Source organism: Chryseosolibacter histidinae (genome assembly GCF_018598225.1).
GTDB classification, from domain to species: Bacteria; Bacteroidota; Bacteroidia; order Cytophagales; family Cyclobacteriaceae; genus Chryseosolibacter; species Chryseosolibacter histidini.
This window is the reverse complement of sequence record NZ_JAHESF010000068.1, coordinates 1-23,204: the sequence shown is the minus strand read 5'-3', so window position 1 is coordinate 23,204 and position 23,204 is coordinate 1. Positions and strand designations below refer to the sequence as shown.

13 protein-coding genes are annotated in these 23,204 nt (G+C 52.1%); 9 read left to right on the top strand and 4 right to left on the bottom strand.

Translation table 11 applies throughout. The features are described from left to right. From KK083_RS31085 to KK083_RS31070, 4 genes are all read left to right on the top strand, one after another. Positions 1-1,713, top strand: a 1,713-nt coding sequence (locus KK083_RS31085) for a WD40 repeat domain-containing protein (protein WP_498366320.1), incomplete at its 5' end; no start/stop codon positions are given. Between the two features lie 164 nt (positions 1,714-1,877). Beyond that, positions 1,878-4,358 (top strand): porin family protein, encoded by a 2,481-nt coding sequence (locus KK083_RS31080; RefSeq protein ID WP_254170060.1) that lies wholly within the window; start codon positions 1,878-1,880, stop codon positions 4,356-4,358. Positions 4,359-4,362: 4 nt separating this feature from the next. Beyond that, positions 4,363-6,549 carry a hypothetical protein gene (locus tag KK083_RS31075; RefSeq protein ID WP_254170059.1) on the top strand — a complete coding sequence of 729 codons (2,187 nt, stop codon included), beginning with the start codon at positions 4,363-4,365 and terminating at the stop codon, positions 6,547-6,549. A 224-nt stretch (positions 6,550-6,773) separates the two neighbouring features. Next, positions 6,774-7,721 (top strand): DUF4231 domain-containing protein, encoded by a 948-nt coding sequence (locus KK083_RS31070; RefSeq protein WP_254170058.1) that lies wholly within the window; start codon positions 6,774-6,776, stop codon positions 7,719-7,721. 27 nt (positions 7,722-7,748) lie between these two features. Here KK083_RS31070 and KK083_RS31065 read toward each other — a convergent pair whose 3' ends face one another. From KK083_RS31065 to KK083_RS31055, 3 genes are all read right to left on the bottom strand, one after another. Further along, entirely contained in the window at positions 7,749-8,417 is a 669-nt protein-coding gene (locus KK083_RS31065; RefSeq protein WP_254170057.1) for a DUF6989 domain-containing protein, read from the bottom strand. Then, positions 8,392-10,116, bottom strand: a complete 1,725-nt coding sequence (locus KK083_RS31060; protein ID WP_254170056.1) for a hydroxysqualene dehydroxylase — start codon at positions 10,114-10,116, stop codon at positions 8,392-8,394. The genes KK083_RS31065 and KK083_RS31060 overlap by 26 nt, the downstream gene beginning before the upstream one ends. Positions 10,117-10,226: 110 nt before the next feature. After that, positions 10,227-11,627 (bottom strand): sensor histidine kinase, encoded by a 1,401-nt coding sequence (locus KK083_RS31055; protein WP_254170055.1) that lies wholly within the window; start codon positions 11,625-11,627, stop codon positions 10,227-10,229. A gap of 333 nt (positions 11,628-11,960) precedes the next feature. Here KK083_RS31055 and KK083_RS31050 point away from each other — a divergent pair, with 333 nt between their 5' ends. From KK083_RS31050 to KK083_RS31030, 5 genes are all read left to right on the top strand, one after another. Further along, entirely contained in the window at positions 11,961-14,696 is a 2,736-nt protein-coding gene (locus KK083_RS31050; RefSeq protein WP_254170054.1) for a hybrid sensor histidine kinase/response regulator transcription factor, read from the top strand. 144 nt (positions 14,697-14,840) lie between these two features. Then, on the top strand, positions 14,841-16,028 hold the full coding sequence (locus tag KK083_RS31045) for a hypothetical protein (RefSeq protein ID WP_254170053.1): 1,188 nt from the start codon (positions 14,841-14,843) through the stop codon (positions 16,026-16,028). An 8-nt stretch (positions 16,029-16,036) separates the two neighbouring features. After that, on the top strand, positions 16,037-16,597 hold the full coding sequence (locus KK083_RS31040) for a T9SS type A sorting domain-containing protein (protein ID WP_254170052.1): 561 nt from the start codon (positions 16,037-16,039) through the stop codon (positions 16,595-16,597). Between the two features lie 230 nt (positions 16,598-16,827). Beyond that, a complete protein-coding gene (locus tag KK083_RS31035) occupies positions 16,828-17,040 on the top strand; it encodes a hypothetical protein (RefSeq protein WP_254170051.1) in 213 nt (70 codons plus the stop codon). A gap of 323 nt (positions 17,041-17,363) precedes the next feature. Continuing rightward, positions 17,364-20,483 carry a two-component regulator propeller domain-containing protein gene (locus tag KK083_RS31030; protein WP_254170050.1) on the top strand — a complete coding sequence of 1,040 codons (3,120 nt, stop codon included), beginning with the start codon at positions 17,364-17,366 and terminating at the stop codon, positions 20,481-20,483. Between the two features lie 151 nt (positions 20,484-20,634). Here the strand turns inward: KK083_RS31030 and KK083_RS31025 are convergent, their stop codons facing one another. Further along, entirely contained in the window at positions 20,635-23,103 is a 2,469-nt protein-coding gene (locus KK083_RS31025) for an ABC transporter permease (RefSeq protein ID WP_254170049.1), read from the bottom strand. Positions 23,104-23,204 lie beyond the last annotated feature (101 nt).

Here is a 23,204-nt window from a genome sequence, read left to right as displayed (position 1 = left end):
GACGAGACCCGCCCGAACCGCCACTGGGCACAACGTTACGATCCATCCTTCGAAAGGGCCATCGGGTTCCTCAAGGAAAGCAAAAGGCAGGATGAGTTCGAAGCGCTTCAGCAACGCACGCGGGAGAAAATGAAGATCAGGCGCATGCGCTTCTTCGCCATCATTCTCGGCACAGCGGCCATCGTTTCCATACTGATGCTCATCGTGATCGTGGTACAAAAGGGAGAGGTGGTGACGGCGAAGTCGGAGACCACACACGCCCAGCAGGAAACCCGGTCTGCGAAGGAAGAAGAGCAGAAAGCGCTTGACCAAGCCAAACGTGCGCTGGCGGATGCGGAAGCTGCCAGCCAGGAAGCCAACCGCTCGCGGCAGGAGGAAAAGAAAGCCCTGGACCAGGCTCGGATCTCGCTCGAGGTTGCCGAAGCCACGAAAGCGGAAGCTGATAAGTTCAAGGACTCTGCTGAAGTGTATCAGCGATCCGCCGTCCAGGAAAGAGCCAATGCCGGTAAAGCCCTTCGTGAAGCAAACACCAACCGGGCCCAGGCCATCAAGCTGAGAATGCTTGCGCTCGGGCAATCGCTGGCCATACAATCGTTGCGGGAGCACAGCAATGGCAACCATGAGTTGGGTGCCCTGCTCGCGCTGCAGGCCCATCTGTTTAATGTGAGCAACGGTGGTCATCCGTTCGATCCTGATATCTATCGTGCGCTCTCACAGTCGGGTGACCCGAGAACAATTTACAGGGGCCACAATGCGGGCGTGCGCTGCATTAAAATACTGGTCGATGGAAAAGAGATCGCATCGGGCAGCGATGATAAAACGGTTCGGATCTGGAACACCGTGGCGCCAGGTGATCAACGGGAGCTCGTGAATCCCACGGGTCAGGCGATACGATCCATAGCGGCCTATGGTTCGCAGTATGTGGCTGCAGGCGATATTGCCGGGAACCTTGTTGTGTGGGACCGGTCAGCAAAAGATAACGCCCTTGTGATCAAAGGTCATAAAGGAATTGTGAACGCGGTGTTGTTCAGTGATGCGTCGCACATCATCTCCGGTGGGGCCGATGGTTTTATCAGGATCACCAACCTGGCCCAGCCTGCCGATCAAACTGTCTTATCAGATAAGATCAATTCCAGGATCACATCGCTTTCGCTTTCCACGGATGGAAAACTTGCTGTGGTCAGTGAGGAGAAGCTAAGGATCTTCAACCTCCGGGCCACGGGCACATCACCCGTGGTGCTCGACGTAAAAGGATCCAGGATCATGACCGTTGCTTTTAGTCCCGATGGCAAGTTACTGGCCACCGGTGCCTACAACGGCGCTGTCTCATTATGGAATGTTGCCACCAACCAACGCGTGGCGTCGCTGACGGGTCATACCTCGGCGGTTACGGGCATTGCCTTCAGTCCCGAGGGTCACGTGCTGGCTACTGTAAGCCTGGACGGATCCGTCAGGTTGTGGGATACCCGGAACCCCGACCTCGAGCCCATTGTGCTGCAGGAGCATGGCGGGTGGATCTGGAGCGTTGATTTTTCGTCGGATGGTCATACCGTGATCTCCGCCGGAGAGGATAAGGTGATCCGGTCATGGGTACCCGATAGCGATCGTCTGGCGCGCATGCTCTGCGGAAAAGTAAGCCGTGGTCTTACTTCGGAAGAGTGGCGAACCTATGTTGGTGAGGGTGTTAGTGTTGAAAGACCGTGTGGTCAGTAGGCAGTAGGCAAAAGGCAGTAGGCAAAAGGCAGTAGGCAATAAGCAATAAGTAGAAATAAGCAGCGGGCAATAGGCAAGAAGTAAATACAGAAATCGTACCTCGTACTTCGTAAATCGTACCTGGCAACTACCTGAGTAAAATGGACAATAAAAAAGCATTTTGTATGAAACACCCAACGTTGGTGTGCCTGGTCGCCGGTATGGTTATGTGCTGGACTTTGCACGCGCAAACCGAATGCAGGAGCGCTGCGAGTGAAAAGTATGCACTGGGTCAGTTTGATGAAGCATCCCGCATATTGAAAACGTGCCTTCCGGCGATCAAAAATGATAATGAGAAATTTCAGGTGCACAAGCTTCTCGCGAAGATCTACATCGCCAACGACTATTATGACAGTGCCGCGTACTACATCCGCGAGATGTTACGCACCAAGCCGGAGTATACGCCCGATCCGTCGGAAGAGCCCCTGACCTTTGTTGAACGTTTTAACGAAGTAAAGGAGACCTTTAAACACGAGAACCTCACTGACGAGATCGTGACCACGGCCACCAAACGCGCCCAACGGTCTTCCGATGCGCCCACCACTATTTATGTAAGAACACGGGAACAGATCCTCATGCGGGGATATCGCAACCTGATCGACCTGCTGGAAGACATCCCGGAGATCGAGATCCAGAAAAATTCGATCTCCGAATTCAGGAACGTGGTCTCCATCAGGGGTATTGCGGGCAACGAAAAATTCATCATCATGCTGGATGGCGTGCGCATTACACCGCCTACGGGCGACCCTTATACGCTGGGCACCAACTACTCGCTTGTCAATGCCAAAAGGGTGGAGGTGATCCTCGGGCCAAGCTCCGCCCTCTATGGTGTGGACGCGTTCAGCGGCATCATCAACATCATCACGCTTGACGCTACCGACGTGAGACGGTATAACCTGAGCACATCGTTTGGTGCTTACAACACCGGCGATCATTCGGCATTGCTGGCAGCAAGCCCCGCCCGCGATGTAAGCCTTACGTTGGCAGGACAATATTATCATTCGGCTGAACCGGATTTTTACAACCTGTATAAAAGCGAGTTCGCCTGGTATCGTGAGCAATACCTGCCCGAAGGTTTGGTAGACGTGAACGGTGAGCCGAAGCAGGTCAGCGGCGTTGGCGACCGGAAATTTGAAATGCCAACGTTTTCGTATTTTGTCAGCGGCAAGCTTATTTTTAAAGACTTTGAGATCGGAGCTTCACGCAACATGGAAAGGCATTGCTCTTCCGTGAGCGTCGATCCGCGGTATACGCTTTATACGCGTGATGCTTTCATTGCCCAGACCTTCCAATCGATCTATGCCAGGCATACCGTTACGGCAGACGATGGCCGGTGGGCGCTGAAGAGCTACCTGACGTCGGGCCAGGGAGCGCTTGACCCCGACAGCAAGTTCATGAACCGGTATACGGAATATGAGAAGGGTTACAAATACCAGTTCAGCAGATCGCACAAGATCGAAGAACAGTATGAGCGTGACCTGTTCAGAAGCACCACCATGATCTGCGGTGTGTCGTTTGAGGACCTCAACGCGCTTCCGAAGACCGCAGACCTTCCGTTCCGTTACGATGTGAAGACACCCGCTGCGGGGCAGGACATTTATTACCTGAATACCGATACGGTCGACGCCTACGGACGATCGCTGCGCATTGCCCAGGACTTTCACTACCTCAACTACCAGAACTACGGCGCTTATGTTCAGTTCAATTCAACCCTTGTGCCTTTCACTGAGCTCACGCTGGGCGGCAGGTTTGATCACAATACGCGGTTTGGTGGTGTGTTCAGTCCGCGATTGGGTGTGGTAGTGACGCCAGTGCCGAAGATCAAGGCAAAGCTGTTATTCGGAACAGCATTCCTGGCGCCGTCACCCTGGAAGGCGTATTCAACGTTCGGCTCATTCGAACCTGCTGTCACTAACGGCAGCGTTACCGGGCTCCAGTCTCCATTCTTCCATATTCCCAACACCGCGCTGCGACCGGAAAGGCTTGCGTCGCTGGAAGGTGGCGCTGTCGTGTTCCTGAACACCAGGCTTACTGTTTCAGTGGATGCCTACTACAACAGGATCAGCGACCTCATCAACATTCAATCGCCTGCAGGATCTGGAACCTTTAAGGGTGTTGACGTGACATATGTGGAAAAAGCCATCAACCAGGGCCTTGCGCACATGTATGGCGGCGCGTTCAACATTTCGTCGGTGCACCAGATCGCGCCACACAACCTGAACCTGCAATTGTCTTATGCGCACACCAATGGTGACATTGCCGGAAAACCATTGACGCTTACCGCCAGGCACACCGTGAAAGCTTCGGTAGACTGGAGTGTTCACAGGTTCTCGCTTTCCACGCGGCTGATCTTCAGAACGCAATCGAACTCCGTGATCACGGATGCGGAAGGAAACTTCCTTCAGAACAACGCTTTTGCCGTGGTGAATGCATTTGCCCGGTACAGGCTGGTAGAGAACGAAATGTTTGACCTGGGTGCAACGCTCCGGTTCAGCAACCTGACCAACGCGCGGTATTACAACGCAGCGGCTGGGCAGGATTCCTTTTATGCTACGCCGCAGGACCCCATCAGGATAGAAGGAGGCATCAGTCTCGGATTCCGGTAACACGATGAAGCAACTTGGCGATTTTCTGCTCAGGACCCTGAACATCGAACCCGGTGAGGCGGGGGTTATCGTACGCCTGTTGCTGTTCTCTTTTTTTATCGGCATAGCACTGTCGTTTTTTTTCACTGTTTCCATTTCGTCTTTCCTTGTCAGCTTTGAAAGTACGGCGCTGCCCAATGCCTACATCTTCTCGGGTTTGTTGAGCCTTGCGCTCTGGCTCTCGTATGAGCGCCTGCGGTCACGGTTTGCTTTTTCAACGACGGTGCTGGCCATGCTCATCGTGCTGGTGGTGGTTGTGGCTGTGCTGGCCGTGAATCATATTCTTTACCCGGGCAAAACGGTATCGATGGCCCTGCTGGTGTGGGTAGCGGCGTTTATGTTCATCAAGAATGTAGCCTTCTGGAGCATAGCCTCGCAGTTGTTCAACGTAGGCCAGGGCAAACGTTTATTCGGCATGATCAATTCCGGGGAAGTGATCTCCAACATCATCGGTTTTTTTTCTGTGCCCGTATTGCTGCCGGCCATTGGACCTGCCGGATTATTCGCCATTTCGATCGCTGCGGTAACAGGCTGCGTCTTCATCGTGCTGAACATTATCAGAAAGTATCCGAAGGTGCTGTCAGCGGCCCCGGTGGAAAAGAAGCCTGTGAAGAGTACCCAGGTTCGGAAAGACAATTTTTTCAGGCTCATGTTGCCTTTTTCCGTGGTGCCGGTCTTTCTGTTCTACCTCATCGATTTCCAGTTCCTCAGCCTCACCCGCCAGCAATTTGGCAACGTGGAGGCCGTGGCTACGTTCATGGGGTTCTTTCTGGGCACCATCTCCGTGGCAGAGCTGCTGCTGAAATCGGTAGTGTTCAGCAAGGTGCTGCGTCACTACGGGCTGCGAACGGGTTTGTCATGCCTGTGCATCTGTTTGCTATTCGCGGCGTTGGTGGCCATCGTTGCGGGGGGCTGGGGTACGGTTACCTACTTTTATTTTTCAGTGGTAGCGCTTTGTAAGCTGCTGGAGCGTTCCGTGAGCAATGGCATTCACGCGCCCAGTGTTCAGCTGCTCTATCAGCCTGTTTCTCCGGCATTGCGTGCCCGCGTGCAGGGCAAGATAGAAGGTATGTCTGCCGCCATCGGTAACCTTGCTGCAGGGGCTGCCATTCACGCACTGCTCGTGTGGCAGACCGCGGGGCTGTTAGCGTATATGTATGTCGTTGTGATCGTGCTCGCCGGGTGGCCATGGCTCATTTCATCGGTCTATTCGGCGTATAAACAAAAGCTGCAGGAGGTACTGCTTCTGCGCCGCGACCTGCGATCAGTACCTGCAGCAAGAGGAACGCCTTCGGATTGGCAGGCGCATGCAGCCGACAACCCGCGCAATACGGAGTCGGAGGCAACAGACCGAGGGATCCACGCCCTTGCATCCGGCAGTGGAGAGGCGCCCGACGAGCTGGAGGCAATATTCTACAAAACCAGTTCAACGGGTCTCAAGCTTCGTATACTGGAAGCCTATGCGAAGTATGCTGGTACAAAAGCGGTTGCGCTGTTATGCGACAAGCTGGACTATCCAAGCAGGGTAGTGCAACTGGCTGCTGTGAAGCTGTTGTCGGAGCTCAATTTTACTACCACTGTTACTAACAATGTTGTAGTGGCCAGAAAGATCACCGAGGTTGCCGGTCTGCTTTGCTGGATTCATGCCAGTATGCTCGACCTCCGCCACCATGTCACCGCTGCACCTTTGCTCTCCGCGCTGCAAGCGGAAAAGAATGAATACATGGGTATGTTGTTCACCTTATTAGGCTTTAGCTATGGACCATCCACGGTGAAGCTGATCAGGAATAACCTTGCTGACAACAATGACACCGACGACTATATCTTTGCCCTGGAAATAGCAGCCAACACGTTTGAAGAAGAGATCCGCGCCATCGTGTTCCCACTGATCGAAAAAATGCCCCTCGAAAAAAGTGTGGAGCGGCTCAGCCAGCACTTTCCGCAGCAAAAGCTCTCCGCCGCCCACCGCGCCGTCAACATCCTGTACAAAGACTATGCAAAGATCGGGCTCGGCACCAAGACCCACGCGCTGCAGTTCCTCGAGCACTTTTTTCAAGACGACGAATGCAGGAGCGAGATCCGTGCATGCCTGTTCCATGAAAGCGGCACCATGCGTGAAACGGCCCGCGAGATCCTGGCAAGCAGACACTGAACATCTCTTCGCTAACCCATACAGCCCGTTTGCTCACCTGGTGAGGGCAGTCGCTCATTCTTCTTCGGGATGTGTTTTCAGATTTTTAACTTCCGCTTGAATCGGAGATCGGTAATCGGTGATCAGTAACAATGCTCTCAAAACCGATTACTGAATACTGCATACCGATTACTAATTGGAGCTATTTCAGAATTGATTTACCATAACAGATAAACAGAGAGACTATGAAACGATCAGCAGGCCCCGATGCTACATTGCATTTTATCTGGAGCCAATACCGCAGCTGGGCTGATACCGCCGTGCACCTGAAAAAAGAGATCTCCCTATGGCGATTTGCGGCGCTTGTATTAACAATTACGGGAGCTCTTGCAGCCATCTTAAGCCAGGAATTTCCCGGGCCTTATGGGAAACTGGCGGGATGGATCAGCGCTGCCGCCGTAGGTATTGCAGGTTATGCGGGCAGCAAAATACTTTCGGGCGGCAAAGAAAAAAAGTGGATCCAGGCGAGGGCAGCTGCCCAGCAATGCAAGTCACATGCATACCGCTATCTGCTGAAGGTGTCGCCGTACGGAAACCCTGAAGACGATGTGCTCATATTCAAGACAGCAGAGGACCTGATCCGGTCTTTGTCTTCCATTCCGCAGCTGTTGCCATCCAAAGACCAAGAACTGAAAGGTGTTCCGTCTGAGGAATATTCCTTTGACGACTATCTCCGCGACAGGATCAAAAGCCAGGCGTATGACTATTATTCACCCAAAGCTGCACAGTATGCGAAGTGGTTGCGTTATGCAACGTGGGCAGGTGTTGGGCTCAGTGTGACAGGTTTCGTTCTCGGGTCGTTAGGAGCCAGTGGACAATACGCCCATCTTTCGGTATGGGTAGCGTTCATCAGCACTGCCACGGCATCGATCACCTCGTTTGTAGCCGCCAGCCGTTACCAATACCTGAGCATGTCTTACCAGGTGATGGCCAACCAACTGATGGTACTGTGGTCCAAAGGCAGCCGCATCCAAAAACACGACCTCGAAAAACAAAGACAGTTCATCAGCAACTGCGAAGAGATCCTGGCCGCGGAAGGTGAGGGATGGGTGACCGAAATGACAAGGAGGGAGCAAACTGAAGCACCGGAGCCCGAAGAGAAAGCGGTGTCACATTCGGGTACGGTGCTCTGATTTGAATATCGAACGTAGAAGACCATCTCATCCCACCAGTCCATAGGCAACAAAACACGCCACCAGCATCACAACACCTTCTATGAGTGCCCAAAGCACAATGCCTGCTGGTTTTGAGAGCTCTACTTTGCGCAGCATGTAAGGCACGGTGATCATGAGCAGGCCTTCAGCGAGGATCACATAACGCGGCACCTTAAAGATCGTGGGGGTGTCGTGATAGCTCCACCAGCCCGCGTGGATAGCCCACGTTTCGTAGAGGGGTACCAGCACAGCACCGAACAATAGCAGGGCGAGGCTTGCTTTCGCGATGTTCCAGCGATACGACAGCAGCCAGCCGATGTAACCTACTTCCATCAACACAACGGTCCAGCTGAAGGGCATGTACGCAGGAGAGTACAGGATCATGGGCTCACCCGGTGGATAGGTGAGTGTCTCGGTATACTTTACCAGCCACGCATCGGAGGCCAGCTCGGCGAACCCTGCGATGATGCAGAACAGGAAGAATCGAAGGAGCAGACCGTCTTTTGTTACCAATGCCACCACCAGGAACAAGCCTGAGAAGCCGTAGCCCCACTGCCCGGCGCTGATCCACCCTTTCTGCTGGACGCTGTCGATAATCAGTGCGATGATGCTCAGGGCCATGATGCCCAGCACGAGCCAGGTTCTTTTTTTAGTTTCGGGTTGGAATGGGGTCATGTTTAAAGGTTTTATTGAATATGTGAAGAACAGCGTGAATGGCGCGAATGATCCAGGGGACCTCTTTGCTCCACGGCAATCCTTTTTTGAATCTTTGCTTGTCGTGCCAGCGGTAAACGGCTAACAGGTCGGGCTCATGCAGGTGCCAGATGGTGCAGTACTTTGCCCTTACGCCACTTCTTTCAATGATGGCGTTCACGGCGCGCCTGGCCGCCTCGTTGGCACCTTCCATCGTGGCAAGGTCTGTATACGTTCTCACGTAGTCGGAGGCTAGGAAAAAATTCGGGATATCCGTGTAGGCTTCCGGCCGTCGCGACCAGGTGTTCACCTTGTTCACCAGCAAAGGCTCTTCGTTGGTGCTGTTATTCCCCGGAAAAACAATGTCGCGGTCCAGGTACCACGTTACCAGCATATCGTCCCTCAGCAAACACTTGCCGTCTTGGGTAACGAGGCTTCGCTTGAGCTGGGCCCAAACATCTTTCATGATATCCTCCCTGCTGCAATCTTTCGCCCTTATTTTATTGAGGAGTCCGGGGTTGTCCCAGTCGGAGATGTCCACAGAAAGAACACCTTTTGTTTTGCCATCGCCGAATTTGCTGATGTCAAAACCTTTCCAGAATTGCAGCTGCGAAATGGAGGTGAGGGCCCAGGGAGAGTCCGTATACATCACGTGGCCTTTGGTGATCTGCACATCTTCATTGAGGAAAAACTGGATTCCCGTCATCCACGCGGTGTCATCGAAAAGCTCCCCGATGAACGCCAGCGAGGGATCGAGCTTCAGCAGGCCATCGTTCAGCAGCTTGCACATGACTTCCACCGGCACTGCCGAGATAAAATAGTCACCAGTCACGTTCACAGTTTGTTCTTTGTCTCCATTCCTGAAATCCACGGAAGTGATGACCTTGTCGTCGGTATTGATGCGTACTGCTGTATGATCGTGGTAATATTCAACGCCCAGGCTCTGAAGATACGCTTTCCAGTGATCGAGCCAGGCATCATTTGTAGGACCGTTCAGGACACGGTCAGGATAAGCCTTTGGGTTGCCCATGAGGAAAAGCAGCTGCAGCAGAATATCCCCGCCGGTTTTGGTGCTCACTTCCTTCGGTTGCGCGGCCACCAGCGTGCGGGTGATACCACCTACAAAATATTGCCTGAACGGTTCGCTGCGATGGTCGGCATCCAGGAACTGCCACCACCCGATGCGTTCCAGCTCGCCACCTCTTCTCTCATAACAACTGGTCATCAGCTGCCACAACTTTTCAGCAAAGAAATCAGCATCGCTTACCGTGAGGCCGGTATCGGAGTGGAACACTGCCTGGAGGGCTACTTTCAGATCTTCCAGCGTTCTGGGAAAGCTTACGATGGTTTCCAGGGGAACTTTATCGAACCGCGCCATCATTACCCTTTGTGTAGGCACCAGGTTGGAGAACGCACCTTCCTTGTTGCCCTTTACGGGGATCCTTTTCATGGTATCGGTGATGTGCCTGTAGAAACCGGGAAAGAAGCGGAAGCCATGTTCTCCAGGAAGTGCCCTGTTGGATCCTGAGGCCGAGTCAGGCACATCTACGCTGCGTGCTTTGCCACCGGCGTAAAGCGATTGCTTTTCGTAAACTTTCACCTTGAAGCCACGCTCGGCCAGCTCGTGTGCCGCACTCATTCCGGCTACACCGCCGCCGATAATAATAACCGTTTTGCTCATATATAGTTAGGGGGTAATCAGTAATCGGTAAACAGTAGCCGGTAATCAGTAATCGGTAACAAACGGTGTGACTGGAAACTCAAAAACCGATTACTGAATACCGATTACTGTCAGGATGATGGCAGCTCTACAACAAAGCTCGCACCCTGACCACGTTCACTTTCACACCATACGCGTCCCTTCAGCAGCTCGGTGTAGTGTTTTACGATCGACAATCCAAGTCCGCTGGAGCTCTCTCCGGCCGTGGGTTTGTTGCTCAGCTTTTTGAATTTTTTAAACAGCATGTGCATCTCGTCCTGCGCAATGCCAGGTCCTTCGTCGCGTACTTCGGTTCGCACAAGCGCTCCGTTGCAGATCACGGAAACAAAAACCTGTTTTCCCGGCAGCGAAAATTTGATGGCATTGTTCAACAGGTTCTCAAAGACCTGCACCAGGTAAACCTTGTCTGCTGTTGCCATGCAGTGCTGCGTGGCATCGATGAGCAGCTTGATCTGGATGTTCTTCCGCGCGGCGATCTCCCTGAAGCCATCAACTACTTTGCTTACGATCGCCGATACATCCACGGTCTCCAGCCTGAGGTTGTAGACAATGTTTTCGAGGTTTTCCGAGTTCAGGATCTTATCGATCAGCACCTGTGATTTCCGCGACGAGTCAACGATCAGCTTCACCACGTCGTTCTCGACCGAACCAGCCTGGAAGTGGTCGGTGTTGATGAGGCCGATCAATCCCTGGATGTTGGCCAGCGGCGATTTCAGGTCGTGGGCAAGCACTTCCATCAGGTAATCTTTCTTTTCATTGAGCTCTTTGAGCTGTTCCGACGTTATCAGCAGCTCCTCTTTCTGTGCAGCCAGCGTATTGTTCTTCTCCACGATCTCCTGGTGCCTGGCCGCGAGCTCTTCCTGCGATTCCTGCAGCGCCTTCTTCTGCTGCGTAAGTGACGCCAGTGCCTTTGACGTGTTGCTCTCGAAGATCATACTGATGGTTACCACGATGAGCACAACACCGGAAGAGCTTAACAAAACAAAGAACAACCGGGTATCATGCTGGTAGCGCACCGGAAAAGGATTGCCCGGTATGGTATACACGATGAACGTGGTGATGCAGGCCAGTGACACCGTAGCCCAGGCGATCGCATCCATTTTTCCAGCGGTGAGCAATGCCAGCACCGGCGGCGCGATGAGCCATGGAAATACCGGTGACTCGATGCCGCCCGAGTACCCGATGAGGATCACCACGGCCAGTGTACCGGTCGTTACGTAAAGGTTACCGATGGTACGAATGGGCATGCGGGTCTTCATGAGAAAGGGCAGGAGCAGGAACCCTGCAACATTGAAGATCATCAGGTAGACCCCTGGCTGGAACCGGATGGCGATGCTTACAATGAGGTAAAGTGATGAAAAAAGGCTGGTGAAGACCGAGGCGTTGAGCAGTAGCTTATAACGGTAGAACAGGGGCGCGTCAGCATGATGGCGGGGAGCAATAAAGTAACGCTCAAGTTCCTTCAGTATCATTGTATAGGAGGGGCTGAATAACTTTACCGGATAACTCTCCCATAATAAGCACAAAGTGCTGTAAAGTCAATCTGAAAATAACAATTCGTGGCGGAGCGCTGTGCAGAAAAGCGTTTACAATAAGTTAACATCCGGCATATTGAACTCAGGTTTTGTTAATGGAAGCAAAACTGACAGTGCCACCGTACCGGAAGAAGCCCGGTTTTGCAGGTGTTTTCATACATTACATAGCTGTTGGAACATTCAACCGTCTGCAAATAAAAGCTGTTAAGGGAAAATAAGTACGCTTTTGATTTTCAATGTCTAACTTTGACGGTGGAATAAACCCTGCTCATGAGATCCGCCATCACAGCCCTTCTGTTAACATTCTCCACACTTCTGTCGGCCCAGAATAAAATGTTGGATAGCCTCTACGTTCTCTTGAAGAACCATCCGCAGCAGGATACCGCCAGGGTTGACATCATGATCCAGCTGTGCCACGCCGAGCACACTTCCAATCCGGAGAAGAACAAAGAACTGGCAGAAGAGGCCCTGCACATTTCCGAAAAGCTGAAATATACCTATGGCATTGGCCGGGCGTACAAATACATCTCGGCTTATTATTGGATCAAAGGCGACTATGAGCAGGCAGCAGCGTTCGCTTTCAAAATGCTGAAAGTGTATGAAGACTCCCACAACCACAACGGCATGGCTGATTCCTATTCCATGCTGGGCCTCGTTCATACCGAATGGAGAACGTTCGCGAAAGCGGAAGAATACTACCTGAAAGCCCTTGCCATCAACCAGAAGACCGGACGTACACGCAACATCGCCTACAACTATAACGACCTGGGCTCGCTTTGCTACAGTTTCAATAAGTATGATGAAGCTATCAAATACTACCGCGCCGCGCTGGCCATCCGGAAACAGCTGAACGATGCGTATGCCATGACCCAGTCGTACATTACCATGGCCAGTCTCTGGGTGGCAACAGGCTCCTATGACAGCGCGCTGACCTATTTCAACAAGGCGTTGCCACAGGTGAATGCTTCCGGCGACCAGTACCGGAAGTATATTGTGCTCATGGGACTCGGCGAGATCTACAAATTCACGAAACAATACCCACGCTCGGACTCAACTTTTAAAGAAGCGCTGGTGATCGCGGGAAAACTGGGTAATAAAAAGCTGAACCGCGAGATCTACCACGAGCTGGTGCTGCTGGAAACCGCGCGGGCCAACTATAAAAAGGCCCTGGACTATGCCCTGCTCGAGAATACTTTTCAGGATAGCCTTTTTACAGAAGAAAAAACGAAGCAGCTCGCCGACATGGAGGCCCGTTATGAGACCGATAAAAAGGAACAAGCCATTCAGCTGCTCGAACGCGATAACAGGATCCAGTCATTATCACGAAATATCCTGGCGGGAAGTTTGGGCGTGATCGTGCTGGCAGGCGCCTTCTATTATTCTGTGCAGCGCCAGCAGCGTAAGAAGAACCGGGAGCTGCTGAAGGCACAGGAAGCGGTGAACCAAAAGCTGAGGGAAGTGGATGCCATGCGGTCTCAGTTCTTCGCGTCCATATCGCATGAGTTCAGAACACCGCTTACGCTGATCAAAGGGCCTGTTGAAGCATGGCTGCAGCATCCGCAAGAAGTGCTGACCGAAGGCCATGCGGAGATGATCTTGCGGAACTCAAATCGTTTGCTGCGGCTGGTGAACCAGCTTCTGGATCTGTCGCGACTGGATTCAGGAAACCTTCAGCTCGATCTTAAAGATGGTGATCTCGCCGGGCTCATGAGGGTTATTGGCTCGTCGTTCGGGTCGTATGCGCAGCAGCATGACATCACGTACAACACGCAGATCCCGGAAACGCCTTTATTTGTGGCATTTGATCACGATAAGCTTGAAACGATTGTGTACAACCTGCTCTCGAATGCCTTTAAATTCACACCCAACCAGGGGAAAGTGGCGCTTAAAGCCGGCTTTGAGGATTCAGTGCTGACCATCGAGGTATCTGACAACGGCAGAGGTATTGGTTCCAGGCACCTGCCGCGCATTTTCGACCGCTTCTACCAGGCCGAAGACCAGGCAGGCTCCTATGAAGGAACGGGTATAGGCCTGTCGTTGGTGAAAGAGCTGGTATCGCTGATGCAGGGTACGATTGCTGTGCAAAGCGAGGAAGGAAAAGGAACCACTTTTACAGTACGCCTGCCCCTGAAAGTGTTATCAGCGCCGCCGGAGAAAATATCGCTGCCGGAAAGTTTGGTTCAACGGTCCCTGGCGGGAAAAGAAGCGTTGGGGAACGATAGCGTCAATGGTGAAACAGACCGGGAGACGATCCTGGTGGTGGAAGACAATACAGACATGCGCAACTTTATCGCGGAGCGCCTGAAGAACACTTATGCGGTGCGGGTCGCTACCAATGGCAGGGAAGCGCTCGACATCGCCTTCAACGAAATACCCGACCTGATCATCACCGACATCATGATGCCCCAGATGGATGGGATGGCATTTTGCGAAGCCATTAAGAACGATGAGCGCACCAGCCACATACCGGTGATCATGCTCACGGCCAAAGAAGGACGGGAGAACAAGCTCGAAGGCCTCGAAACCGGTGCCGACGATTACATCACCAAACCGTTTGATGCCCGCGAATTGCAGGTGCGCACCAGGAACCTCATCGCGCAGCGTCATCAGCTCCGGAAGAAATTCAGTCAGCAGATCACCCTCGAGCCGAAAAGTATCACCATCACCAGCATTGACCGCCGCTTTCTTGAAAAAGTGGAAAAAGCCATTGAAGATAACCTCGCGCAGGCTGAATTCGGCGTGCCCCAGCTGCAGGACCTGCTGGCGATGAGCAAGACCCAGCTTCATCGCAAAATGAAAGCGCTCACCGACCAGCCTCCGGGTGAGTTTTTGCGCAACTATCGCCTGAAGCGCGCATCGCAGCTCCTGGAACAGCAGGGTGGCAATGTTACGGAGGTTGCCTTTGCCGTTGGATTTGGCAGCCTGTCGTACTTTACCCGCAGCTTCAAAGAGCTTTATGGCCAATCCCCATCCGATTATATGAAAAGCAGGCAGATCAGCGGATGACCTGTTTTTTTGCGTTCTGAAGCTTTTCTGGAACTATTGTTAAAGCATTCGCCACTGTAGGGCAAGCGTTGCAGCGCCCGGCAGCCCACCTTTGGGGCAGATCATGCGTCGATCTGAACCCGTGCTTTACCAACTAATAACCATATGAAAACACAGAATGTAAAAAGATTAATGTTCTTCCTTACAATCGGGCTGATTGGGGTAACACAGGCCAGGGCACAGCTTAACACCAGTTATGGCACCCTGGCCCTGTATAACACTACATCCAACGGGATCTATAATGCAGCTTTTGGCAATTACGCGCTGTATTTCAACACCAACGGAAAATACAACACCGGTATTGGCTTCAAGGCGCTCTATTACAATGTGATCGGGAACGAAAATACCGCCATCGGATACTATGCCCTGCTGAAAAATACCAACGGCGTGCTGAATACGGCCACCGGATCGAACGCCATGTTTAACAACGACGTAGGGTTTTCCAATAGCGCTTACGGCGTAAGCTCGTTATACACCAACCACCATGGAAACTATAACACTGCCTCGGGTGTAGCATCCATGTATAACAACTATTCAGGAGGTTATAATACAGCCAGTGGCTACAATGCCCTCTACACCAATTCTTCCGGGAGTTACAATACTGCCATGGGAACGGGCGCACTCTACGGCAATACGTACGGCGAATCGAATACTGCGGTAGGGGCATGGGCCATGAGAACGAATGTGATCGGTTTTTACAATTCAGGTATCGGCAGCTACGCCCTGTACGATCTGTCAGGCGGCGGTAACAATACAGCGGTTGGTTACAACACCGGCAGGGGTATCGTTGGGGGATATGGCAACACCATCATCGGTGCTAATGTTACGGGCCTGCCTTCAAGCCTCACCAACAACATCATTCTCGCCGATGGCAATGGCAACCGCAGGCTGCAGATCGATGGCAACGGTAAGACCAGGATCGGCGACCCTTCGCTCACCACACCCGGCACATACAAACTGTATGTTGAAGATGGCATCCTCACGGAGAAAGTGGTGATCGCCCTCGCCAACAGCACACAATGGGCCGACTATGTGTTTGCGCCTGACTACAAGCTCATGCCCTTATCGGAAGTAGCCGGCTTCGTAAAAGAGAACCATCATTTGCCAAACGTTCCCGCAGCTGAGGAAGTGGTGAAGACTGGTGTGGACGTGGCTGCCATGAACGCAAAGCTGCTGGAGAAGATCGAAGAGCTCACCTTATACCTCATCGACCAGCATCAGCAGCATGAAGCGTTGCAGAAACAGGTAGCTGACCTGAAAGAGAAGCTGGCCAAACTTGAAACCGGTAAATGATCGCTGCGATGGATCGGATCAAAAGAAAAACAGCACGGGCTAACATATACCTGTCGGTGCTCATGTCATTGCTGCTGGTCTCCCTGCGGTCGATGGCACAAGACTGCGAAGAAGCTTATTACCTGTCGTCAGAGACCATTGCTGCGGGCCAACAGGTAGTCTACACGTCGGGCGGTGCGATATTCTGCCCGGAGGGTAAACAATTTATAGTGGAAAAAGACGGATACGCCACCTTAACAGCGGGCGGCAGGATCGAGCTCAATGCAGGCTTCGAAGTGCATGCCGGTGGTGGCCTCATTGCTTTGGTTGAAGGTTGCGGCGCTGGCGATCCGGGAGAAAGCCCTTTCAGTGTTTTCCCCAACCCAACGGATGGCGAGCTGCATGTTGAATCCAAAAACAAAATAAATACGATCCGGCTAATGGATCTGAATGGCCTTACGTTGATCGAGCAAAAAGAGATCAACAGTACATCGTTCGTGCTCGACCTTTCCAAGGTTGATCCCGGAATCTATATTCTGGAAGTGATTGACGATAAAACAGCAGAGAAAGTGAGGGTTGAAAGGAAGTAGGAAAGAGTCCACGGTCGACAGTCCACAGTCCACAGTTAGCGCGGTGAATAATTATTAACATCGTGCAATGGCTCAACGTTTTGTCTAAGGGGCACAGGAAGTTGTTACGGCACGGTACAGCCGTGGACCGTGGTCCGTGGACTGTGGACAATTTGTTTACCAGTTGTTGATTTAAAAAGAACCTGCCTGAGTTTTGTCACGTATCTTGGTCTAAACAAAACCATCAGATCATGAAAGCACTAAAATTCTATGACAAAGAAGGCACCGGCTTCGAATTGTTTGCGGATCATGAAAGACAATCCGTCATGATGCAGATCGACACTGAAGTGGAAGGCGAGACACAATTCATTGAATTTGACGATGAAGATCTTGACGACATCATCATTGCTTTTGTCGAGCTGAAAAATGAGATCATGGCGATCAGGAACGTGAACAACAATTAGGTGGTGTGCATGTTGGCATGTTAGCATGTTGGTGAAGAGCACCAACATGGGTGAGGCGATAGTCGTCAGACCACTGCGCGCAGGCCAGCGCACTAGCAGTGGTCCGACGACTGCTTCCAGACGCTGCACTCCACCGCCTGCGGTAGTTTTCAATCCGCTTACCTTTCCCGAGGCATTCCGCTCGAAATCAAAAACGCCATACGCCATGTTGCGAGGATGTTGGTGATGGCCCCCAATGCCTGATTTCCCAATGCTATCAAATTTCAGGCTTTCTGTTGTTGTGTTTTTTTCTTAACATCGAAGTAGTTAAACGCATCAGCGGAATGGCCGGTTCTTACAGTCTTTTTTTGCGGATCAGAATATGGGCCATATTCTTTGGTTTAGTGCTGATGCCGGGATACCTGTGTATGGCCCAGGAAAACATCCGGTTTGACCGGTTATCCGTGATCGACGGCCTTTCACAATCCGATATCAGGTGTATGATCCAGGATAAGTTCGGATTTCTCTGGGTTGGAACACGAGATGGCCTGAACCGGTACGATGGATTGGAATTCCACCGCTACAGGCGCGATAAGAATGATTCCACTTCGCTACAATTTAACCAGATCTGGTCGCTCACAACAGACCGGTCGGGTGATATCTGGATAAGCTCGACCGGAGGCATCAGCATCTATGATTACCGGCGCAACAGCTTTCAGAATTTTGTTCCGGCCGATCAGGAGCTGTGGGATACTGACGTCAACCATATCCTGCTGACAGGAGCGCACACGGCGCTGCTATCGACCAATAAAGGCCTTGTAAGCTTTGACCGGAAGCAGGGAAGGTTCTTTATAGACGACGACCTCCGAAAATTTAAAGGTATGCGGGTGGCACATGCCGGTTGGACGTCCGCGCATGGCTTGTGGGTTGCAACTGCCAAAGGTGTATTCGTCAGACCGGCCTCAGAGCCCGACTGGAAAACGTTGCTGGAAGATCACAGCGTTTATCGTATTGACTTCGATTCCAATGGCAAGGTTTACCTGTCGACATCCGGTGGCCTTTACAGCTATGATCAGGCGCAGCAGAAGCTCGAACAGATCGTTGCCACACCGGTTACCGAGGTGACGCGGGTGCGCAACGGAGACTTGTGGGTAGCTACCTATAAAGTGATCGTATTGGATAACAACGATGCCTTAAAGTATGTGCTGCATCACGATAAATTTAACGAGAACAGCCTCTCCGAAGACCGCGCCAGGGTGCTTTATCAGACCCGCGACGATGTGATCTGGGTGGGTACTTTCGGCTATGGACTGAATAAGTTCAACCCTGACTTGGCAAGGTTCTCCTATTTAAACGATCAGACCTCTATACCGTTGTCCGGGAATTATGTCTCGGCAATTTTTACACGTGATGACAGCACGGTGCTGGTGGGTACTTCCCGCGGTATGGACGTAGTTGACCTGAGAAAGAAATCAGCGAAACACTTCTCCAGCGATCGTGATCTTTTTCAGATCTTCAAGATCATCTCCGACCGTGATAACAACATCTGGGTATCTACCTCCATGGGCCTCATGCAGTATTCCGGCAACAAGCTCGTGAGCAGAAACAGTACGCTACGAGGCGTCTACAGTTTCGCGGAATGGGACAATACCAGCCTGATCGTGGCAACAAGGCTGGACGGTATTTATCTCTTTAACAAGACCTCGGGAGCAACCACCTTGTTTATTGCAGCAAAAGATCTGCCCGAAGAGATCTCGAGTCTGCTGGTGGAAGAGAACCACGTATGGGTTGGCTGTAAAGACGGCCTGAAACGTTATGACAGGAGCGGACAATTGATGCAGCACTTCACGGCGCGCAACGATGTACCGGGAACACTTCACGCTTCCTTTGTGAAATCGATCTTCCGCGACAGCAAAAAAGATCTCTGGGTTGGCACGTGGGGCGGCGGACTGAGCAAGCTCAATACGGACAGCACATTCACTACATACACAGAAGACAACGGACTGCCCAATAATGTAGTGTACGGCATCGTTGAAGATCGTTCCGGCATCCTCTGGTTAAGTACCAATCTCGGTCTCTCGGCTTTTGATCCGCGCCGGGCACAGTTCCGGAATTTCGACTTTTTCGATGGACTGCAGAGCAACGAATTCAATACGGGCGCCTATTTCGGATCGCCCGGGGGAAAAATGTATTTCGGAGGTGTGAACGGGCTAAGTTTCTTCGATCCCGCAGAAGTATTGAAACCCGATGTGGTTCCTCCGGTGCTGCGAACATCCATCACCATCAACGGCAAACCGCTGGCCTTTAAAGAAAGCGATAGCCTGAAAAACGTTTTGTTTACCAGTGCTGTAACTTCTGGCTGGAAAGAAAATGATGTGGGCGTAACGTTCACAGCCATCGACTTCAGGTATCCGCAGAAGCATCATTTCCAATATGCCGTCAAGGATACAACATGGTATGACATCGGGAATCGCCGGAGCCTGGAGCTGATCAATCTGCCCAGTGGACTTCATGAGCTAAAGATCCGAACAGGAAGACCCGGTGGAAACTGGAGTCGGGGCGAAGTCTTGTTAACCATAGACATCATTCCGCCTTTGTGGGAACGACCGTGGTTCCGGATCGTGGGAGCGCTCGTTTTTTTATCACTGATATTTTCAGTGTACCGATACAGGGTTGTTCGACTCAAGGCTGCCAATTCGGCGCTTAACAAGCTCGTGAACGAACGCACCATGGAGATCCAGGCTATGAATGAGGAGATCGCGTCGCAAAACGATCAGCTGCATGAGCTTGTCCAGGAGCTGGAAGCGTTCTCTTATTCAGTGTCTCATGATCTGCGTGCACCGCTCCGGTCTGTGATCGGTTACGCAAGGATGCTGGACGAAGACCTGGGCGGGACTCTCGATGAAGAATCCAGGCGGAACCTGGACATCGTTCAGCAGAATGCTGCCCGGATGAATGACCTCATCAATGATCTCCTTGAATTCTCGAAGCTGAACCGGCAGGAAGTAAAGAAGACGGAGTTTAACACTGAAAGCCAGCTCAGAAAAAACATACTACCTGAAATAGGCATCTCCATGCAGCACAAGGCAAAGATCAATGTGAATACTTTGCCGGCGGTCTATGCAGATCCCAAGCTGCTCTCGCAGGTCTGGATCAACCTGATCTCGAACGCGATAAAGTACTCAGCCAAAAAAGAAGACCCGGTAGTGGAAATAGGTTCGTACCGCGAGCAGGACCAGGTTGTTTTTTATGTGAAGGACAACGGTGTTGGATTTGATATGAAGTACGTCGACAAGCTGTTTGGTGTGTTTCAACGCCTTCACCGCGTAGAAGATTTTGCCGGCACCGGAGTAGGGTTGGCGTTGGTGCAGCGAATTGTGACCCGGCATGGCGGCAGGGTGTGGGCCGAAGGAAAAGTGAATGAAGGCGCTACTTTTAGTTTTTCGCTGCCAGACGTGAAATAAGTCCACGGTCGACGGTCCACAGACCACAGCCATGTAGCGTAACATCATAAATTTGTGCTCCCTGGAAAGTATGAGGCACAACATATGAAGTACGGTCAATTGACCTCCACTGAACCAGCCGTGGTCCGTCGTCTGAGGACCGTGGACTCTTTCACTCGTTCCTCAACGTTCTTGCCGGATCTGCATTCGCAGCCTTCAGTGACTCATAGCTGATCGTGAGCAACGCTATGGCCACGGCGCCGGATCCTGCGAGAATGAAAATGGTGACGTCCAGGGCAACTTTGTATTCGAAGGCCTGCAGCCATTGGTTCATGGCATACCACGCCAGGGGAGAGGCGATCACGAATGCCAGCAGCACAAGCTTGACAAACTCCCTCGACATCATACTCATGATCTGTGCCACGGTTGCGCCCATCACTTTTCTTACACCGATCTCTTTCAGACGCCTTTCAGCCATGAATGAAGAGAGTCCATACAAGCCAAGGCAGCAGATAATGATGGCGATCGCGGTGAAGTAGGTAATGATCGAAGAGATGCGCCGGTCTTCTTCGTATTGTTGCTGGATGTTGTCGTCGAGGAACGTGTATTCAAATGGCGCGTCTTCCACCTGTTTTTTCCAGGTATCCTCGATCAGCGCGATGGTCTCGGAAAACGCCTGGGTGTTGACACTCACGATCATGTTGCCATACCGGTCCTGGCTTTCAGGGACCTCGAAAGCGATCGGAATGATGGGATCCTTCAGGGAAGTCTGGTTGTAGTCTTCCATAACGCCGATCACCTGGAACGAATACGTCTTCCCCTGCCAATCGAAATAGAGCTTTTGGCCGATCATCTTTTCCGGCTCGACCCCGAATTTTTTGGCGGAGGTACGGTTGATAATGAGGTTGCCTTTTGACTCGTTTTCGCGGTTAGGTGAGAAAGTGCGGCCGGCGATCAGCTTGATGCCGAGCTGCTCGAGATAACCCGCATCAACATTGTTGCGGCGATTGAGAATGGCATTGTCCATGTTCCCACCTTCCAGGTAAAAGGCCATGTCGTTGAAGATATTGGAGCCGGGAGGATAGGTGACGGCTGAGACGCCCTTGATAGCGCTCATTTGTTCAAGCGAGCTCCTGAGGGACTCGTATTTCTTTTTAGCATCGGCCGTACGCAGCGGAACAATGATCTTTGCATTCGGATCGAAGCCGAGGTCTTTATCCTTCATGTACGAAAGCTGGCGCGAGATCACGAGCATGCCGCAAACCAGCACGATCGCTACCACGAACTGAAATACCACCAGCGCCTGCCGCAGCGTACCCGAAGCACTGCTGAGCTTGAACTTTCCTTTCAGCACTTCTGCCGGCTGGAAAGACGAGATGTAAAAAGCGGGGTAACTGCCCGCAGCCACTCCGGTAACAATGGTCAGGATGATCAGCGCTGCTCCGAAGAAAATGATATTGCCACCGCTGAACGTGATCTCTTTACCCGACAAATGATTAAATACAGGCAACGCTGCCTGCACCAGCAGAATGCTGATGATGATGGAGATCATAACCACCAGCATGGCCTCGCCGAGGATGAGCCGGATCAGGCTGCTGCGGAAGGCGCCCATCACCTTTCTGATACCGATCTCCGAAGCACGTTTGGTTGCCTTGGCGGTAGAAAGGTTCATAAAGTTGATGCATGCCAGCACCAGGATGAACAGTGCGATGGAAACAATAACATAGATGTACGTGATGCGCTGGCTCTTGTCTACCTGTGACTTCAGGTAAATATCCTTGACAGGTTCCAGGAAAAGGGTCTTGGTGATGCCCAGCGCCTTCATGTCTTCCGAGCCATATTTGACCAGCACCTCGTTGATCTTTTTCTCTACCGCTTCCTTGGAGTGCCCGGGCGCCAGCCTGAGATAGCCCCCCACGAAGTTTTGTCCAGCCCATTCGTTAGATGCTTCCGGATCGTTGCGAACGTAAGCACCGGAGCCTTCGCTCATAATGGAGGTGAAGAAATTGACATCCAGGAAACTTTTTGGTTTTTTAAATACCCCTGTGATCTTGTAGTTCACCGGATCACCGCCCTGGCTGATCAGGATGCTCTTGTCCAGAGCCGGCTCGCTGCCGAAGAGCTTTTTTGCCATGGCCTCCGAGATCACCACGGTGTTGGCATCGGCCAGTGCCTTCTTCGGATTACCTTCTGTGAACTCATAGGTGAGCACATCGAAAAGTGTGGAGTCGGCTACCAGCGCGTTCGGCTCGTAGAATTTGTTGCCTTCATACTGGATAAGGTTCTGGTTGCTGAAAGAGGGAACAAGCCGGGTTGCAACCTCGATCTCAGGCAGCTCTTCTTTCAACGTCATGGGTATGGGCGGCGAGACGCTGCCGAGCTTGTCGAAACCTACCAGGTTGGCTTCGAACTGGGTATCGATCCGGTACAGGTCATCGAGCCGTGCATGGTGGCTGTCGTATCCGAACTCGTCATATACATACAGTGACAGCAGCAGGCAGCAGGCTATACCCAGCGAGAGGCCGGAGATGTTGATGAGGGAGTATACCTTGGTTCGCATCAGGCTGCGAAGGGCGATCTTAAAGTAGTTATGAAGCATGGGTGCTGGATTTGTTGCCCTTTCGAGCCAAATCAGTGCCATGTGCCAGGGTTCACTTATTTGCGGGTTCGGGAGCGTCTGGTCCCGACACTTCCGGACATAAGTGACCGAAAATGGGACGGTTCCGTTAGTTTCAAGTTGGA

What these genes read in the sequence shown, in the direction of transcription:
- KK083_RS31080 (WP_254170060.1), top strand. Translation starts at nt 1,878, where the DNA reads ATGAAACACCCAACGTTGGTGTGCCTGGTCGCCGGTATGGTTATGTGC.
- KK083_RS31075 (WP_254170059.1), top strand. Translation starts at nt 4,363, where the DNA reads ATGAAGCAACTTGGCGATTTTCTGCTCAGGACCCTGAACATCGAACCC.
- KK083_RS31070 (WP_254170058.1), top strand. Translation starts at nt 6,774, where the DNA reads ATGAAACGATCAGCAGGCCCCGATGCTACATTGCATTTTATCTGGAGC.
- KK083_RS31065 (WP_254170057.1), bottom strand. Translation starts at nt 8,417, where the DNA reads ATGACCCCATTCCAACCCGAAACTAAAAAAAGAACCTGGCTCGTGCTG.
- KK083_RS31060 (WP_254170056.1), bottom strand. Translation starts at nt 10,116, where the DNA reads ATGAGCAAAACGGTTATTATTATCGGCGGCGGTGTAGCCGGAATGAGT.
- KK083_RS31055 (WP_254170055.1), bottom strand. Translation starts at nt 11,627, where the DNA reads ATGATACTGAAGGAACTTGAGCGTTACTTTATTGCTCCCCGCCATCAT.
- KK083_RS31050 (WP_254170054.1), top strand. Translation starts at nt 11,961, where the DNA reads ATGAGATCCGCCATCACAGCCCTTCTGTTAACATTCTCCACACTTCTG.
- KK083_RS31045 (WP_254170053.1), top strand. Translation starts at nt 14,841, where the DNA reads ATGAAAACACAGAATGTAAAAAGATTAATGTTCTTCCTTACAATCGGG.
- KK083_RS31040 (WP_254170052.1), top strand. Translation starts at nt 16,037, where the DNA reads ATGGATCGGATCAAAAGAAAAACAGCACGGGCTAACATATACCTGTCG.
- KK083_RS31035 (WP_254170051.1), top strand. Translation starts at nt 16,828, where the DNA reads ATGAAAGCACTAAAATTCTATGACAAAGAAGGCACCGGCTTCGAATTG.
- KK083_RS31030 (WP_254170050.1), top strand. Translation starts at nt 17,364, where the DNA reads ATGGCCGGTTCTTACAGTCTTTTTTTGCGGATCAGAATATGGGCCATA.
- KK083_RS31025 (WP_254170049.1), bottom strand. Translation starts at nt 23,103, where the DNA reads ATGGCACTGATTTGGCTCGAAAGGGCAACAAATCCAGCACCCATGCTT.